This is a genomic window from Gordonia sp. NPDC003376, from assembly GCF_053589235.1.
In genome coordinates this window covers 21,745-37,479 of record NZ_JBSFRM010000043.1, presented here as the reverse complement: position 1 = coordinate 37,479, position 15,735 = coordinate 21,745, and the positions used below count along the sequence as shown (strand labels likewise).

The window sequence follows — 15,735 nt, the reverse complement described above, 5'->3', positions numbered from 1 at the left end:
TGGGCAGTTTCGTGTCCGCCGTTGGGCACCCCCTCGTGTCCTCCGTTGGGCAGTTTTCATGTCCGCCAGTGGGCACTTCCCGATGTCCCTTGACAGTCGCGGCTGATCTCGGTATCGAGCGGGGCACCCTGCGGAACTGGTTAGACCGTTACGGCACCGGTCGCAAGACTGCTGCCGATGGCAGCAACGCAGCCAGTCCTCTCAAGGCCCGACCGGACGCCACAGGCGTGGCAGGTGTGGTCGGCGAGGAGAGCATCGAGGCCAAGGTCGCACGGTTGGAGGCCGAGAACGCGGCATTGCGCAGCGAGAAGCACAAGCTGACCACCGAACGGGAGATCTTGCGTGCGGCGGCGAAGTATTTCGCCGGGGAGACGAACTGGTGAGCCGCTTTCAGTTCGTCGCCGACCACCTCGACACCTACCCGGTGAAGTGGCTATGCGAACTCGTCGACCTCGCGTGTTCGTCGTTTCATGCCTGGCGCAAGGCTGCCTCGACTCGGACAGCCCGAGCCGACGCTGATGATGTTCTGGCGCCCCGTTCTTACATGATTCGTCACGTGACGTATCACCGGGTACGCGCAAGTACCTGTGATAGTAGGCGCGTAGCGGGCTTTCGAGGTGTTCTTGTACGATCGCGCCTCGCACACAACCAAGTTCAAACATCGTTCTGACGACCTGCCCGAAATGCACGGTGACCGGCAAGGCAACTCAAGCGCCGCCACGTTGTCAAACGCCGCCAAAACAGCGACCAAGCTCGCCAGCGGGGTGAACACTCGCCAAACTGGGTGATCATTCACAACGAGTTCTCTCACCTGTTTCTACTCGTCCTACTTTGATGCCGATAAGATACATTATGTAAAGTAAACCGCTGCTTGTTTCACCAGATGCATCGACCGCCGCCCCCTACTGTCGGTGTCGGATGACAACGTAGTTGAGACATTGACAGGCAACCTGGGAGCCGATGTCAGAGGTCTGAGAGGTTGCAACTGCCGACCTGACGTTTCGCTGACGGGGCTTCTTCTCGTTTTCCGTGTCACCAGACTTGCTTGGTCGATGAAAGAGCCGGCGTTCGTGTCAGATCGTCTGTCACTCAGAGCGCTTACGAGTCCGGCGTCGACGCTGTGACGGCGCTCATCGAAATTCCCCACTGATGCTCATCTAAATTCCCCACCCCTGTGGCTCCGCCAGAGTAGGCGGGCCTCCCGTGATGCTGGTGGTCTCTGACCACTCACCAGCTATCTCAGGAGGCCCGCTTTCATGTTGGCCTCCTACTGGCCCTTCGAGCAATGGGGCCGGTTCCTACACGAACACACCACCGCAGTCAGCATCCTCGACCGCCTACTGCACCACGCCACCACCGTCATCACCGTCATCACCGACGGCGATTCATACCGCATGACCCACCGAACGGAGGCGCCCCACCACTGACCAACCCGCACAAGGCGGGGACTTCTACTTGGCCACCAGCGGGGACATCAAACTGGCCGTTGGCACTCCTCCCAAATCGATGGCAGCGCTTCCAGATGCGATGTCATCGGACACTGTCGGGTGACAAGCCCATCGACCGTTCCGGCCGTCTTGTCTCAGATCAACTGTCATGCAGAACAATCGGTACCTGGATGATCGTCGCTGGTCGACGACTCCTTGATGCCCGTCACTGCTACCAAGTACGTTGTCACCCAACATCTTTGGACAACGACGGACTCGACGTAGACCTACTCACCAGATTGGTGCTCCTTGAACTTCACTGATTCGGACTGTGGTAGGTCGAATTATTCCTGTTCAGAGCACCTTTCTCCTTTCACGACATGCAATCAGCGTGAAAGCCCGAGGCTAACGCTTGTGTGCGCGCTCTTCCACAGACAGGAGGGTCGTCCACGCGGTGGTCTTCCAGTCATGCAGGTGGGGATCATCGCGGTGGTTCCGCGGCTCGAGCGCGTAGGTCATGGCCACGCCACGCATGCTGGTATTCAGCAACTCACGTATCCTCGGATACTCGGGATGCCCACACAATTGGGCTCCGAAGAAGACGTCGGTCGATGCGCGAACCGTCGCGCCCATGATCTGTTCCGCCGGCAGTAGCGCGACACGCAGTTCCTCGTGGGAGCGGGCGGCGACCCACAGTTCGATCGACGCCCAGAAATAGGGCTGCGCGTAGGTGGCCCACATGGTGTCGATCGCGTCAGAGATCCGTTCGCGCGGCTCCTCTGGCCAGTCGGTCCGGGAACCGAGGTCGCGGAACCGCTCGGCCGCCAGGTGGTGGACCGAGGCGATGAGGAGCGCATCACGCGAGGGAAAATGATGCAGCAGGCCGCCGCGTGAGACACCGGCCTCTTTCTGAATCCGCAGGGTGGTCGCGTTCGAGTATCCCTCGTCGACCAGCACCTTCACGGCCGCATCGAGGATACGACGCTTGGCGAGTCGACTCCGCTCCTGTTCAGCCCGTTTGGGTTTCGAACCTGCACGGGTTGCCGACGTTCTCGATGGGACACTCACGGAAACCTCGCCTTGCAGGGTGCTGGAGGACGATGCACCGTCCGGCAGAAAGTCTGATCAGTCTGGGCGTGACCATTTTCTCATGACCGCGACGTAATCGATGAGCAGTCTCTGGGTGTGGTCGCACCCCCGTCGAGTGTTTCGGCAGAGCGGTGGAAGATCCGGGTGGGGAGGTCGCCGGCGTACGGCCCTGTCAGTCCCCCACGTCAGTCCTGCCTCCCCTCTCGGCGCGGGTCGGGATCGGTCAGCCGGTGATATCCCGACCGATCAGGTTCCGTGCGATGACCCATTGCTGCAGTTCATTCGCGCCCTCGAAGATCTCGAGGATCTTCGCGTCTCGATACAGTTCCTCGAGACGCACCGATTCGCCGGTTTCGGCGACCTGTCGCGCGAACCCGTACCCGCCGTGGATCTGAAGGGCGTCGCGGACGGTGTCCACGGCGATCCGTGTGCCGAACGCCTTCGCCATCGCCGCCTCGGGCTCAGCGTTGCGGTCACCGCGATCGAGCCGGGTGGCCGCCTTCTGGTAGAGCGTTCTGGCGCACTCGATCTCGGTGGTGCGCTCGGCCATCTTGAACTGCCAGTACTGCATCTTCCCGAGTGGTCCCCCGAAGAGTTTGCGAGTGCGCAACCGGTGGACGGCAAGGTCGACCGCAGCTTGCGCCACCCCGACCCCGGCGGCGCCGATACCGATGCGACCTCGGGTGAGACACGACAGCGCAACCGACAGTCCGGCACCCGGAGCGCCGAGCAGATGTTCGCGAGGGACGAAGACGTCATCGAACACAATGTCGGCGGTCAGCTGTCCGCGATGTCCCATCTTCAGATCGGGTGTTCCTACGCGCACGCCCGGCGCATGCATGTCTACGAGGAGCATGTTCATCCGCTCGCCGGTCCGAACGAGAACGGCCGCCCACGCCGCGACCACGCTGTTGGTGATCCACCGCTTCCGCCCGTTGACCACGAAGCCGTCGTCCGTCTCCACTGCGACGGTTTGCAGTGCGTCGATCGACAGGTCACTGCTGGCGTCGGGTTCGGTTGTGGCAAACGAGAATGCCTCGGTTCCCGCGACCAGCTTCGGGAGGAGCCGTGCCCGCACCTCGTCGGAGGCGAAGCTCAGGGCCTGCGGGACGAGAATGCACTGACCGTCGTACACCCCGGCCATCGACGATGAGTGATAGGCGATCTCTTCGGTGACTGTGCAGGTTCCGAGCATCGGATACTCGAGGCCGGTGCCGAGTGGCGCGGCGAAGGGCGCCCCGAACAATCCCTCATCGGCGAGCCCGCGGAAGGCGTCCCACGGAAAGCTCTCGACGGACTCTTCCTGCGACCCGATGCGCCGCGCCACGGGTGCCAGCCTCGCTTCAACGGTCTTGCGCGCCCGGGCGCGCAGCTCGACCGTCTCCTGCGGCAACCAAGTGTCGTGCCACATCCGGTCCTGGGTCCGGGAGATCTGCTGATCCGTAACGGTGGTATCCATCGAACCTGACTTTCCGAAAGACTCACATCCCGAGAGACTTTCCACTGACTTCCTTGATCCCCGAAGCTCCGCCGCAGATCGTCCGGATTTGGGCGTCGGACTTGCGTCAGCCACGAACAGCACCGACGCACACCTCCGGTGATCGTCGTCGACCGGCCACTCCGTGAGGTACTCCACTAGCGCCGAGATTAACGGCTCGCCAATTAAACAGTCAAGCCTGACTGTCTTTGAGTTGCGCGATGTACTCACACCCGTGAGCGGTCATCAGGACCAGGACGCAGTGTCGAACCGTTCTAGCGGCCGATGCGGTAGAGCAAGGCGGCGTTGTTCCAGAAGACATCGTCGATGTGGTTGTCACCGACGACGTCGCGGATGAGATCGACGTCGGAGTCCTCGAACGGCCGCCGCGCGCGAGTCGACGGCAGGTCCGTGCCGACAACCAGGGCCTGCGGGTTGACCGCCATGATCTGCCTGATCGCCGTACTCGGATCGACGTCGATTCGACCGAAACCGGTTGCCTTGACCCGCGCTCCGGATTCGACGAGGTGCAGAAGATGGGACAGACCCTGGGCGCTCAGTCCGAGATGGTCGACGCTGATCGCGGGCAGGGATCGTAGGACGGCGGACAGGTCGGGTAGGGCCTGGGAGTCGATGTAGAGCTCGGTGTGCCAGCCCGCCAGATCGTGGACACGACGCGCTAGGCGGTCGAGTTCGGCGAGGTCGGCGGAGCCACCTCGGCGAGCGTTGAATCGCACGGCGCGAACACCGTGCCGGTCGAGTTCGAGGATCTCGGCGTCGGAGGCATCGGCCGGGATCTGGGTGACACCGACATAGCCGGGCCCGAGCGCTTGCAGCGCAGCGACGAGATAACGCTGATCGAAGGCCTGAAAGGACCCCGACACCACTGCCCCACCATCGATTCCGAGGTGGGCGATGCGCGCTCGATAGTCCGCGACGGTGAATGCCGGCGGCAGGTATCCGTTGTTCTCGATGAGCGGGAAGCGGGGATCGATGATGTGCAGGTGCGCGTCGAATACTCTCGGTGCGGGGCTCACCGGGGCACCGCCTGCATTGTGCTGAGCCGTGCCTCGAATCGTCGCAGGTCGACGATTGCCCGACGGTGACGGCCTCGGCAGACGACAGTATTTCCATCCGTGACCATGACATCGAAAGTCAGAGCGCGAGAGTCGATATCGATCAGCTCGACGACGATATGCAGGTTCGACCCCGGCAGGGTCGGTGCCTCGTGCGAAAGGTCGACATGGGTGCCCAGCGTTCGCTCGTTGTCACCCAGGTGCCCCTCGAGTAGGCCCATACACGCCCACTCGACCAAACCCACGAGATACCCGGTGGCCAGCACTTCAGGCATCCGGGCGAACTGAGTCGATTCCGGTAGGAGGTTCGGCACGGTGCGTGAGGCGGGGACCACGTAGTCGAAGGTGGCGGTCATTCCCACGTCCATGTTTGTCGACATCGTTCTCCTAGGCTTTCGGTGATGTGGGTCGGGGACGTCCGAGCAGGGATGCTGCCACTCGTCCTGCGTCGTGAATGGCCGTGCGGTCGTCATCGACCACGACCCGCGCATTGGCGCCGTCGATGAGCAACTGCAGATCGGATCCCCACTGGTTCGGGTTCTCGAGGCCCGCCTCGGCCGCCAACTCGGACAGACTCGCCCGCAGCCATGCCTTGTAGGACGAGATCACCTGGCGCGCAGGATGTAACGGATCGGGCAACTCAACCGCGGCGTTGGTGAACGGGCAGCCACGAAAACCCGAGCGTCCATGTCCTTCGGCAAGCCAGTCGAATACCGAGAGCAACCGGTCGATCGGTTCACCATCTATTGTCTCCAAGAACGCCACAAGGGCCTCCTGTCGGTCCAGTCGACGCCGATCGAGTACCTCGGCCACGAGATTCGCCTTGGATCCGAATTGGGCATACAGCGTCGGCTTCGTGACTCCCGCCTCCGCGACGAGCCGATCGACACCGACCGCCCCGATGCCCTCGGCGTAGAAGATCTCTCGCGCCGTCGCGAGGATTCGCTCCCCTGATGCCGAGTGTTTCTTCGCCGTCATTCTAATATAATGACAGGTCAGTAAAGTTCGATCAAGTCACGGGGCCTGTCACCCTTTGGCGCGGAAGGACGTAGCGGCGAGGATGTCCGATCATGGTCTTCGTGATGGTGGTCCAGCGGCGCGATGGTCCTGTGGCGCGATGGTCCAGGAGCGAGATGGTCACGTCGCTATGTCGACCGGCGGAGGTTTGACAGGCCTCGTCGCTGGGCGGATTCAAGGGGTCAGCCCTACGCTCCTCATCGGCTGAACTCCAGTTGCCAGGGGCGGTGGTCTATCGGCCGGGTAAGGCGGCGCCACCACCAAACCGCCACGACCGGTGGAATCGATCGGCGAAAGTCGTTCGATCTCTGCCATATTCAGCGGACGCGACCGCACCGCCAACGGCCCCGCCTGCACCGGCCCCGAACGATCGGCCTGCGCGATGCGTGTCAGGTCACCCTCTGGATCGGCGTAATCGAACATGCATTCATGCGATCGACGGATGCCGACAAAACCGTCAGACCCGTCTTCCGGACTGCGAGATCGGGTGAGAGAAGCCGACCTAGCCCGCGCGGACCGCACGCAATGAGTCGATGGCCGAACCGAACACGGTGGTGTTGATCGTTCGCAGCGTGTCCGGCTTCTTGCCGACGATCGGGGTCAGTCGCTCGATCGCAGCGTCGACGACGGCACCCTCAGCGGCAGTGGCATCGACGAGCCCAGCTGCCATTGCCTCCACGCCGCCGTACCGGTGGCCGGTGCTCATGGCGGTGATCGCGGCCTGCGGTGTGAGGTTGGCCTGGATGAGGGCGGCCATGCCTGGTGTGAAGGGAATGTCGATGTCCACCTCGGGGACGCAGTAGTAGCCCCCGGTCTTGTCGCATCGTGCGAAAGTCGTGCGCGATCGCGAACATCGCTCCGGCACCGAAGGAATGGCCGTTGACGGCCGCCACCTGGGAAGCGGGAACGTCAGCATCCGGGCGAACAGTCCCTGCACCCGGCCGACGTACCACTCGCCACGATCGGGGTTCGCCAGCAGCCAGTCGAAAAGTGCTCACCGGGTTCGCCGGCGCACTCTTCTCCCCCGCCGTGGAGACAGAACTCGCCCGCAGCTCAGACACCATCGACGGCTCCCACGCACGGATCGACGCCTTCGCGCTGTTCAACGCGTTCGGCCAGATCGGCGCGTTCACCGGACCGCTTCTCGGCGCCCTCCTGCTCAATGTCGACTTCCGCACCGTGGCGTTCACCGGTGCCGCGGTGTTCGTGCTGATCGGCGCCGCACAGTGGCGATGACTACCCGCGCACCGTCCACCCCCGACGCGCGGTTCGGAACTGTCCGGATGGCGCGACATCGCGAGAAACCCTGTGTTCCTGTGGTTCTCCTTGACGGTCGGCGTCTCGCTCGTCGCCTACAACCAGCTGTACCTGCTCGTACCCATCGAACGCGACCGCGGTTGGGGCGACCAGGAACCCCTCGGTGTCCTGCCCGCCGCCTCGTCGCTGGTCGTGGTGATCGCGCAGATGCGGGTCACGGCTCGGGCTCGTCGCCGTCGGTACCGCAGCTGCCGTCGGCTCCCGGCCGGCCACTCTCATCGGTGCACTGCTGTTCGTACTGCTCCTCGCAATCGGGCAGATGATCACCGGTCCGACGGCGCGAGCGGCGATTCCCGGCTTCGCGCGCGAGCAGCATCTCGGCTCCTATTACGGCGTGTACGCGTCCATCGGCGGAATCCTCGTACTGCCGGCATCGGCTGCGGTGGGCGCCGTGGTCGACGCCGTGCCCGACACCGACCTGGGACGGGCCGCGCCCTGGCGTCTGCCGGCAGGGCTCGTGCTCGTTGCCGCGGTGTCACTGGGACCGATCATGCGGCTGCAGGACCGACGCGAACAGACCGCCGACCGCGCCTGAGCCCGGCCGGGTGCCTCACACCGTCACGCCGGCGCGATTTGGTACTCGGGCCATTACACGCCGGCGAGCAACGTGGACTGGACCGACTGCTGTCGTTCCCGAATCCCGCCTGACATTCGGGGCTCGCACGCTCGACCGGTGACCTGATCCTGTCGGAGTTCCTTTTCCCACCACTCGGGACGAGTGAACAGGAACTCCGGTGGGACCGACCAGCACACTCACCGCAGATGGTTTCGAACACTCGGTATGCATGCCATGATCGGATTCATGGCTCAGGACTGGTTGTCGGTGACGGTGGAGCTCCTCGGGGGCCCTCGCGAGGATGTGTGGCCACGCCCGGCGAGAGTGCTCGCCGTCAGCCCATCACACACATTCGCCGAACTGGCCACCGCCATCAGCGTCGGCTTCGGAAGGTGGTCCGCGCCGCAGCCCGGTGGCTTCACGTTGCCCGACGGGCGGACCCAGGACGTCGACCATTCCGCCGTCGCCGAACTGCTCTCTCGCGGCGCGGTCTTTCGCTTCGTCGACTCCGCCGGGGGCTGGACGCACGCGTGCACCATCGCGGACCTACCGATCGATCCTCGCGATGTGCTCGGCGGCGAACCGGATACTCCGACCCCCTATCAGGGATGGGGCACGATCCCCGACCCCTTCGGTCGCAGGTGGCTGGACTACGAAGACACCATCGAGATGCCACCCCGGCCCGCCGGCACGCACCCGATGTTCCGTCCGGACTGGCCGGCTGTGGACACCTCCGATCCGGTCGATCACCGCGAGGTCCGGGGAGCGGTGTACATGAAAGACATCGACCGGTTTCTCGCCGCCGTGCTCGGCCGCGACGTGACCCCGGCGCTGCAGCACGTGGGGTCGGGGGTCGTCTTGGCATTGCGGGCGGGACGAGACGCGGCCGAACCGATCGCCCGCGCGGTCATCGACGGACTGACCACCCGCGAGGGCCCCGGTGATGCGATCCTCGCCGAGGATCTGCAAGCACTCCTGCGTGGCGAACCACTCCCCGGGAAGGCGGTGCCGGTCCAGCTCGACGAACTCGAATACACACTCCACAGCAACAGCAGGGAGTGGACTTACGGATTCATCGACCTCCATACCGGCGAGGTGCGCGACGGCGGTGCCACCGACCCGGGAATGGTCGGCGAAGATGCCGCGATCGATGTCGACGAGGACATCGACCGCTGGTTGATGTTCGACAAGGTGTCCTCGCGCGAGGGCTGGAAGGACATGGCTGCCTTCGCCGAGCAACAACGTGACGCGGACGTGCGTCAACGCATGGAACACGCACTCGAGGGCCGCGGCGCATTCCGCAGGTTCAGGGACCTTGTCTCCGACGAAGGGCTGCTCGACGAGTGGCGTACCTTCTCCGACGAGCGCAAGATCGGACACGCCCGAGAGTTTCTCGCCTACAAGGGAATCCGAGTCGGCTGACGCGGACACCGGTGGGCACCCGCCGCCGCCTCTTGACACACCGAACTCCGCGGGGATTCACTGAGAAAGCTCGTGCTCGTCCACTCGACCTCGATGAGGCGCCCCATGCGACACATGGCCTCCCCGGAACCGACTCGTCGACGACGACTGCGAGAACCGTGGCGACGGCGCTCCGTCGGTCTGGTCCTGATGGTCGTCGCACTGGTGGCGCTGACGCTGTCGACGTCGGCGACAGCGGTGGCCGCCCCGGGCGGATCGGCCACCGGGTTCGCCCAACCGTTCGCGGGTGCACCTGCTTTCGAGGCTGTGGCGCCACCGGAGATGACGAGCCCAGCACAGCTGAACCAGCCACTCGGGCAGGCTGCGACCGAGCGGATCGCCGCAGCGATCGGACTCTCACCCCGAGATGCCCTGTCCGAACAGCAGTATCGGGCGTTGCTCAGCGGTGGCGGCGTGGGCGGTGATCGCGATGCCGCGAAGACCATCGACGCCTGCCTGGTCATTCTCACCAACACCATCGGCCGGCCGATGTACGGCGGCTCGGTACTCGGCAGCTACGGCCTCTACGTCAACAGCCACGGTATGTTGCAGAGCCCGGCCAACGCGAGTGCGCCGACCCGACAGGTCAACACGCTGCTCGCACCGGGCGCCTACATCGGCACATGGATGCGCAACAACGGTGCGAGGCACAGTCTGCTGGCGCTGTATCGCTCGGCCTATTCCGTTCAGGTTCCCTTCGGCTTTGCCTCACAGCAGATCTCAGGCGCCGCACAATTGGTCACCAACACCCGGGGCGGGATCACGACGACGGTCGGGATGTCGATGGCACCGCCGCTGTGGGTGGTGAACTTCGCCCTCATCTACATCGTGAAGCCGTCGCTCGCCGCCACGATGCCCGCCTACTGGGCGCCGATCCCCCAGACGGTGGCGAACGCGATCAAGGCCAGCGCGACCGGCCAGGTTCCCTACCCTCAGTTCGCCTCGTACTTCGACTGAGATCGACTGCGTTTCAAGCGAATCACCGCACAACGACCGACCACCTCGCGGTGGGCGGGACGTGACGGTCCCAGTGCCGACGCTTGCGTGAACACCGATCGCATGCCATTCTTGGCAACCGTGATGACATTTTCCATCGGAAAGGCGCACTCCGCCACCATCAGGTGACCGCGGTGCGCACACGAGCGACGTCAGGTCGCCAATCCCTCATCGAATCCACCGAGCATCGTGTCGATCAGGCATGGCAGCTCTGTACGTTGCGTGACGGCTGGCTCGCACATGGGCTACAGACCGCATCGTCCGACCGGGCAAACGCCGAAGATGCGGTGGCAGAACTCTATCGGCGTATCGGGCAGACTCCCCCGGCTTTCCTCTGGGCAGACTCGCCCGCCGCCGCCCACGCCATCATCGACACCGAGAGCCACCGGTATTCGGACTCGACCGCGGACCTCGTCGACGAGGCATCCGGTCGGATCGCCGACCTGTTGCGGACGTCACGAAACCGCCTGCACCACCGGAGTCGTCGGCCGCATCCCACGTCGTTCGCCCAGACCTGGAGACACCTCCAACCGCCACCCGAGGCCGCGGCCGACGGCGTCGAGCTCTCCGAACTCGTCTGGCAGACGATGTGGAACTCGTTACGTATCAGTCTGGTCGACGGTGTGGTGGCCGCAATCCGCGCACAATTGCTGCCACTGCCCACCGTGATCACCTGGTTCGGCCAGCAGGACGCCTACCGGGTCGGAACCGACGACGCATTTATCCAACTCGGATTGACCCGGTGCGGAGCCGACGACGCCGCCCTCCTCGACATCCGGTCGAGATTGGTGCAGTCGACCGGATGGTGGTGGGCCTTCGACGGTTTCTGCGTTCTGGCCGAACGCCCCGTTGAATTGGTCACCGAGGCGATCCCCGGCGGTGTCCATCACGAACGACGACTCCACCACGACCACCGTCCGGCGATAGAATTCGCCGACGGCACAAGTACTTTCGTACTACACGGCACTGTCGTCCCCGAATGGGTGATCGATGATCCCACCGTCGCGCGCATCGATACCGAACGTAACGTGGAGATCCGTCGATGTGCCATCGAACGCCTCGGATGGGACCAGTACCTCGACGCCGCAGGACTCGACCCCGTCGACCGCGCCGACGACCCCGGCAACCCGGGCTGTGTGCTCGAGTTGTACAGCTCCCCGTCACAGTGGCGTACCAGCAAGCGAATCCTGTTGGCCACCAACGGCTCGACAGAGCGGGATGGCACTCGCCGACGGTATGCCATCGGTGTCCCCGGATTCGACTCCGCGCTCGAGGCCGCCGGCTGGACCTATGGTCTCACCGGCGCCGACTACGCCCGGCTCGGACGGCGCACATGAGCCACGCCGATCCCGTTGCCACCGCCTCCCGTCCAGCCCTACGACCCCACAGGTGATCCCATGTCCTCAGTGATGACCCTCGACCGACTCACAACGCTTTCGGGTCTCTCCGTGCTCGACCATCTCGACCGATCGGTGTCGATCCCGATCCTCGACGGACCGCAGGCACAGGGCGATCTCATCGTCCTCCCCCGTGATCTCACACCCGATGTCCATTGCCATACCCAGTACTTCACCCGACCCGTTCCGCCCACCGGGCTGGAACTGCTGCGCAGCGCCGGCGGCGGCAACCCGCACACCCTGGTCGCCGAGGGCCCCGGATGCGGATGGGGACGATTTGTCATCGATCCCACCGGCCTCGCACTCGGCATCGTCGAGACCACCACGGTGGCATATCTGATCCACCCCGAGCACGGTGCCACCGGCATCGCGCCGGGAAGCTATGTCATCCGGCGCCAGCGTGAGCACGGCGTGGGCGGTCCCCGGTTCGGTACGTCGCAGTTCGTCGTCGACTAGGCGCCGACCGGAGCCCACAGGGCGCCGGTGCCACCGGCGCCTTCCAGCCGAGAACGTCTGCGCGTCACGCGAGGTCGCGGCCGCGGCCACCCAACCGCAGATGCTCGATGTGGTACACCGCCTCGTCGAGAAGGGCAGCGACATGAGAGTCGTACAGGCTGTAGACGACGCTTCGGCCTTTGCGGGCGCCGACGACCAGCCCCATCGTGCGGAGCAATCGGAGCTGGTGCGACACCGCCGGCTGGTCCATACCCACAGCCTCTGCCAGGTCGGTGACTGCACAGGGCCCCTGCCGCAACCGTGTGAGGATCAGCAATCGATTGGGCGATGCAAGAGCCTGCAGCGTCTCGGCCACCGTCGCGGCAGATGCGGCATCCAACGACGCACTGGGCGTCGGTCGCCCCTGGACTCCGTGACCCATGTGTTCGAGTCAATCACACCCCTAATACATGTACACATCTACATATGTACTGTGCTACATATGTCGCAGCCCTTTGCCGTTCGTCGCCGCCCGGATACCGCACCACAACGACACGCGCGGCGGCCTCCACCCTGGGCGATCCCGTCGGTCCGGTGGGCACTCACCGCCACAGTCCTCTTCGCAAGCGGCCTCGCGGTACAACTGACCGACGGCCCTGTGTGGCTGATCTGGTTGCTGTACCTCGGCTGCTACGTCACCGGCGGCTGGGAACCGGCCCTGGACGGACTCCGTGCGCTCCGGGACCGCACTCTCGACGTCGACCTGCTGATGATCGTGGCGGCGATCGGCGCGGCGGCCATCGGTCAGGTCTTCGACGGCGCACTCCTGATCGTCATCTTCGCGACGTCGGGTGCGCTCGAGGAACTGGCAAGCCGCCGCACCGCGGACTCGGTTCGTCACCTGCTCGACCTCACCCCCGAGCGGGCCACCCGAATCGCGACCGACGGCACCGAGGAACTCGTCGACGCCCGGCACCTGTCGATCGATGACGTGGTCCTGGTCCGACCCGGCGAACGCATCGCCGCGGACGCAACCGTGCTGGACGGCGCCAGCGACGTCGACCAGTCCTCGATCAGCGGTGAACCACTGCCCGAGCCGAAACTCCTGGGCGACAAGGTCTTCGCCGGAACCGTGAACGGCACAGGAGCGCTGCGTGTCCGGGTGACCACATCCCCGGAGAACACCGTGGTCGCACGCATCTCGGCACTCGTCGAGAGCGCGTCGGCCAGCAAGGCATCCGCGCAACTGTTCATCGAGAAGGTCGAGCACGTCTACTCGATCGTCGTCGTCGCGGCGACCCTCGCGCTGTTCGCCATCCCCATGATCGTCGGTGCCGATCTGCGATCGACGCTCCTCCGCGCGATGACCTTCATGATCGTGGCGTCCCCGTGTGCCGTCGTCCTCGCCACGATGCCCCCGTTGCTCTCGGCGATGTCGACCGCCGGGCGCCACGGCGTCCTCGTGAAGTCAGCCGTGGCGATGGAGAGGCTCGCCGACATCACCACGGTGGTCCTCGACAAGACCGGGACGGTCACCACCGGAAGCCCGACAGTCACCGAAGTGCTCCCATTCGGTACGCGGACCGTCGACGAGATCGTGGCCATCGCAGCGGCCGCGGAGTCGAGCAGCGAGCACCCACTCGGCCGCGCCATCGACACCGCGGCTCGCGAGCGCGCGCTGATCGTTGCGGAGGCCATCGACTTCCGCGCCGTTCCGGGTCACGGTGTCCATGCCGTCGTCAGCGGCCGGACCGTCGAGGTGACGCGCGCGGACGGTGCGCATCCGCACGTCGATGACGGCCTGATCCGCGTCGTCGTGCGGGTGGACGATGTCCCCTGGGGAGAGATCGCGTTGTCCGACCGCGTCCGTGGCGACGCCCCGACCGCTGTCGAGGCCATCGGCGCGGTCACCGGAACCCCGCCGCTGCTCCTCACCGGCGACGCGTCGCCGGTCGCGCGACACATCGCGCGTCAGGTCGGGATCACGGAGTTCCATGCGCAGTTGCTACCGCAGGACAAGGTCGCCGAGGTGAACTCGCTGCGCGCCCGCGGTTGTCGGGTCGCCATGGTCGGTGACGGCATCAACGATGCGCCCGCGCTGGCCACCGCCGATGTGGGAATAGCCATGGGGGACATCGGCGCGGACCTCACCATGGAGACCGCGGATGTGGTCGTCGTCCGCGACGAACTGAACGCCATCCCCGCAGTGCTCGACCTCGCCCGGCGGGCACGACGGATCGTTGTCGCCAACCTGACCATCGCGGGAACGTTCATCGTCGTCCTGGTCGCTTGGGATCTGCTGGGCGAACTCCCGCTTCCGATCGGCGTCGCAGGCCATGAAGGATCCACCATCCTGGTGGCGCTGAATGGTCTCCGGCTGCTCTCCCGTCGGACATGGCGATCCACCCGAACATCCTGACGGCTCGGCAAGGCGCGCCGATGTCATCTCAGTCCAGGCAGAACTCGTTGCCCTCGGGGTCGGCCATCACGATGTGGCCGCCCTCGAGGGGCGGCGACGGTTCGACCCGGGCCAGCCGCGAGGCGCCGAGCCCGACGAGCCGCTCGCTCGCGGACTCGAGTGCGCTCATCCGGGCGTCACCCCGCACACCCGGCGCCGCACGCACGTCGAGATGCAGACGGTTCTTGACCGACTTGCCTTCGGGGACCTTCTGGAAGAACAGCTTGGGTCCGCGGCCCTCGGGGTCGACGATCGCCGAGGCGTCGTTGCGGTGGTCTTCCGGAACGCCGAGCGCAATCAGTGCCGATTCCCACGTGTCGAACCCCGGTGGTGGATCGAGGAGTCTGTACCCGAGCACCAGCGCCCAGAATTCTGACAATGCTGCCGGATCGGCGCAGTCGACGGTCACCTGGAATTCGGCTGCCATGACAAACGTCCTTTCGTGGTCGACGGATGGCTACAGGATGCACCCGATCACGGACAACTCGAGTCCGCAATCATCGTGCCGGGACGAGCGTCGGAACCGCGCGCACGTAGATCACCATTCCGATCACCTCGACGAGAGTCTGGGTGACCGCGACCGCTACGGGGACGAGCAGCCCGGCAATCGGCATGATGATCAGGAACGCCACGTAGACCAGCAGTATCCCGATCTGCACCGCTTGATCGGCCGGGCGAAACGAAGAGAACGGTGACGACGAGGGGTACCGCCACAAAGCTCACCACGACCACGAACCCCCAGAAAGCGAACATCTCTCACAGCGCACAGGAGCGCGCCCGCCGGAACCTGGAGGAACGTCACGTACAGTGGCGCGCCGAGCACCGGATCGATTCCGTGGCCGACGTCGGCGGCACCGAGACCGATGAGCAACCCGACCACGATCGCCGCCATCGTTTCTGCAACCACGGTCCGAAGTGGTCACGTCCCGGGCTCGGCCGGCAGAGATTTCGACACGCCTCGTCGCTCCGCTCCTCATCGGCTCAATCACCGTGCGCCACACACCGAACCAGCAGGAACCGCCCCTCCGT

General features: G+C 65.0%; 16 protein-coding genes and 2 pseudogenes. 9 read left to right on the top strand and 9 right to left on the bottom strand.

Annotated features, from left to right (window positions below):
- Positions 1–89: 89 nt before the first annotated feature.
- Positions 90–383 carry a hypothetical protein gene (locus tag ACWDUA_RS24745; RefSeq protein WP_449753673.1) on the top strand — a complete coding sequence of 98 codons (294 nt, stop codon included), beginning with the start codon at positions 90–92 and terminating at the stop codon, positions 381–383.
- Positions 384–1,244: 861 nt separating this feature from the next.
- Positions 1,245–1,427: pseudogene (locus ACWDUA_RS24740) on the top strand (ATP-binding protein); the annotation flags it as partial.
- A gap of 405 nt (positions 1,428–1,832) precedes the next feature.
- On the opposite strand, the gene ACWDUA_RS24735 reads toward ACWDUA_RS24740, so the two are convergent.
- The 6 genes and pseudogenes from ACWDUA_RS24735 to ACWDUA_RS24710 all read right to left on the bottom strand — a co-directional run.
- A complete protein-coding gene (locus ACWDUA_RS24735) occupies positions 1,833–2,495 on the bottom strand; it encodes a TetR/AcrR family transcriptional regulator (RefSeq protein ID WP_449753672.1) in 663 nt (220 codons plus the stop codon).
- Between the two features lie 244 nt (positions 2,496–2,739).
- Positions 2,740–3,975 carry an acyl-CoA dehydrogenase family protein gene (locus ACWDUA_RS24730; protein WP_449753671.1) on the bottom strand — a complete coding sequence of 412 codons (1,236 nt, stop codon included), beginning with the start codon at positions 3,973–3,975 and terminating at the stop codon, positions 2,740–2,742.
- Positions 3,976–4,268: 293 nt separating this feature from the next.
- Entirely contained in the window at positions 4,269–5,030 is a 762-nt protein-coding gene (locus ACWDUA_RS24725; protein ID WP_449753670.1) for an amidohydrolase family protein, read from the bottom strand.
- Complete coding sequence (locus ACWDUA_RS24720; protein WP_449753669.1) at positions 5,027–5,425, bottom strand: thioesterase family protein; 399 nt, start codon at positions 5,423–5,425, stop codon at positions 5,027–5,029. The genes ACWDUA_RS24725 and ACWDUA_RS24720 overlap by 4 nt, the downstream gene beginning before the upstream one ends.
- A gap of 31 nt (positions 5,426–5,456) precedes the next feature.
- Positions 5,457–6,047: a TetR/AcrR family transcriptional regulator gene (locus ACWDUA_RS24715; protein WP_449753668.1), complete on the bottom strand. Its 591-nt coding sequence runs from the start codon at positions 6,045–6,047 to the stop codon at positions 5,457–5,459.
- 541 nt (positions 6,048–6,588) lie between these two features.
- A pseudogene (locus tag ACWDUA_RS24710) lies at positions 6,589–7,071 on the bottom strand (enoyl-CoA hydratase-related protein); the annotation flags it as partial.
- A 5-nt stretch (positions 7,072–7,076) separates the two neighbouring features.
- Here ACWDUA_RS24710 and ACWDUA_RS24705 point away from each other — a divergent pair.
- The 6 genes from ACWDUA_RS24705 (at position 7,077) to ACWDUA_RS24680 (ending at position 12,269) form a co-directional block, all read left to right on the top strand.
- Complete coding sequence (locus tag ACWDUA_RS24705; RefSeq protein ID WP_449753667.1) at positions 7,077–7,322, top strand: hypothetical protein; 246 nt, start codon at positions 7,077–7,079, stop codon at positions 7,320–7,322.
- Between the two features lie 340 nt (positions 7,323–7,662).
- Positions 7,663–7,938, top strand: a complete 276-nt coding sequence (locus ACWDUA_RS24700) for a hypothetical protein (protein ID WP_449753666.1) — start codon at positions 7,663–7,665, stop codon at positions 7,936–7,938.
- 267 nt (positions 7,939–8,205) lie between these two features.
- Positions 8,206–9,381 carry a UPF0158 family protein gene (locus ACWDUA_RS24695; RefSeq protein ID WP_449753665.1) on the top strand — a complete coding sequence of 392 codons (1,176 nt, stop codon included), beginning with the start codon at positions 8,206–8,208 and terminating at the stop codon, positions 9,379–9,381.
- A gap of 114 nt (positions 9,382–9,495) precedes the next feature.
- Positions 9,496–10,377, top strand: a complete 882-nt coding sequence (locus ACWDUA_RS24690) for a hypothetical protein (protein WP_449753676.1) — start codon at positions 9,496–9,498, stop codon at positions 10,375–10,377.
- A 326-nt stretch (positions 10,378–10,703) separates the two neighbouring features.
- Complete coding sequence (locus ACWDUA_RS24685) at positions 10,704–11,753, top strand: DUF6745 domain-containing protein (protein WP_449753664.1); 1,050 nt, start codon at positions 10,704–10,706, stop codon at positions 11,751–11,753.
- Between the two features lie 60 nt (positions 11,754–11,813).
- Positions 11,814–12,269, top strand: a complete 456-nt coding sequence (locus ACWDUA_RS24680; protein ID WP_449753663.1) for a hypothetical protein — start codon at positions 11,814–11,816, stop codon at positions 12,267–12,269.
- 64 nt (positions 12,270–12,333) lie between these two features.
- Here the strand turns inward: ACWDUA_RS24680 and ACWDUA_RS24675 are convergent, their stop codons facing one another.
- Positions 12,334–12,690: an ArsR/SmtB family transcription factor gene (locus ACWDUA_RS24675; RefSeq protein WP_449753662.1), complete on the bottom strand. Its 357-nt coding sequence runs from the start codon at positions 12,688–12,690 to the stop codon at positions 12,334–12,336.
- Positions 12,691–12,750: 60 nt separating this feature from the next.
- On the opposite strand from ACWDUA_RS24675, the gene ACWDUA_RS24670 reads away from it, so the two are divergent.
- Positions 12,751–14,667, top strand: coding sequence for a heavy metal translocating P-type ATPase (locus ACWDUA_RS24670; protein WP_449753661.1), 1,917 nt, complete (start codon positions 12,751–12,753; stop codon positions 14,665–14,667).
- A 28-nt stretch (positions 14,668–14,695) separates the two neighbouring features.
- Here ACWDUA_RS24670 and ACWDUA_RS24665 read toward each other — a convergent pair whose 3' ends face one another.
- Positions 14,696–15,133: a VOC family protein gene (locus tag ACWDUA_RS24665; RefSeq protein WP_449753660.1), complete on the bottom strand. Its 438-nt coding sequence runs from the start codon at positions 15,131–15,133 to the stop codon at positions 14,696–14,698.
- A gap of 70 nt (positions 15,134–15,203) precedes the next feature.
- Positions 15,204–15,365, bottom strand: a complete 162-nt coding sequence (locus tag ACWDUA_RS24660) for a hypothetical protein (RefSeq protein ID WP_449753659.1) — start codon at positions 15,363–15,365, stop codon at positions 15,204–15,206.
- Positions 15,366–15,735: the final 370 nt, after the last annotated feature.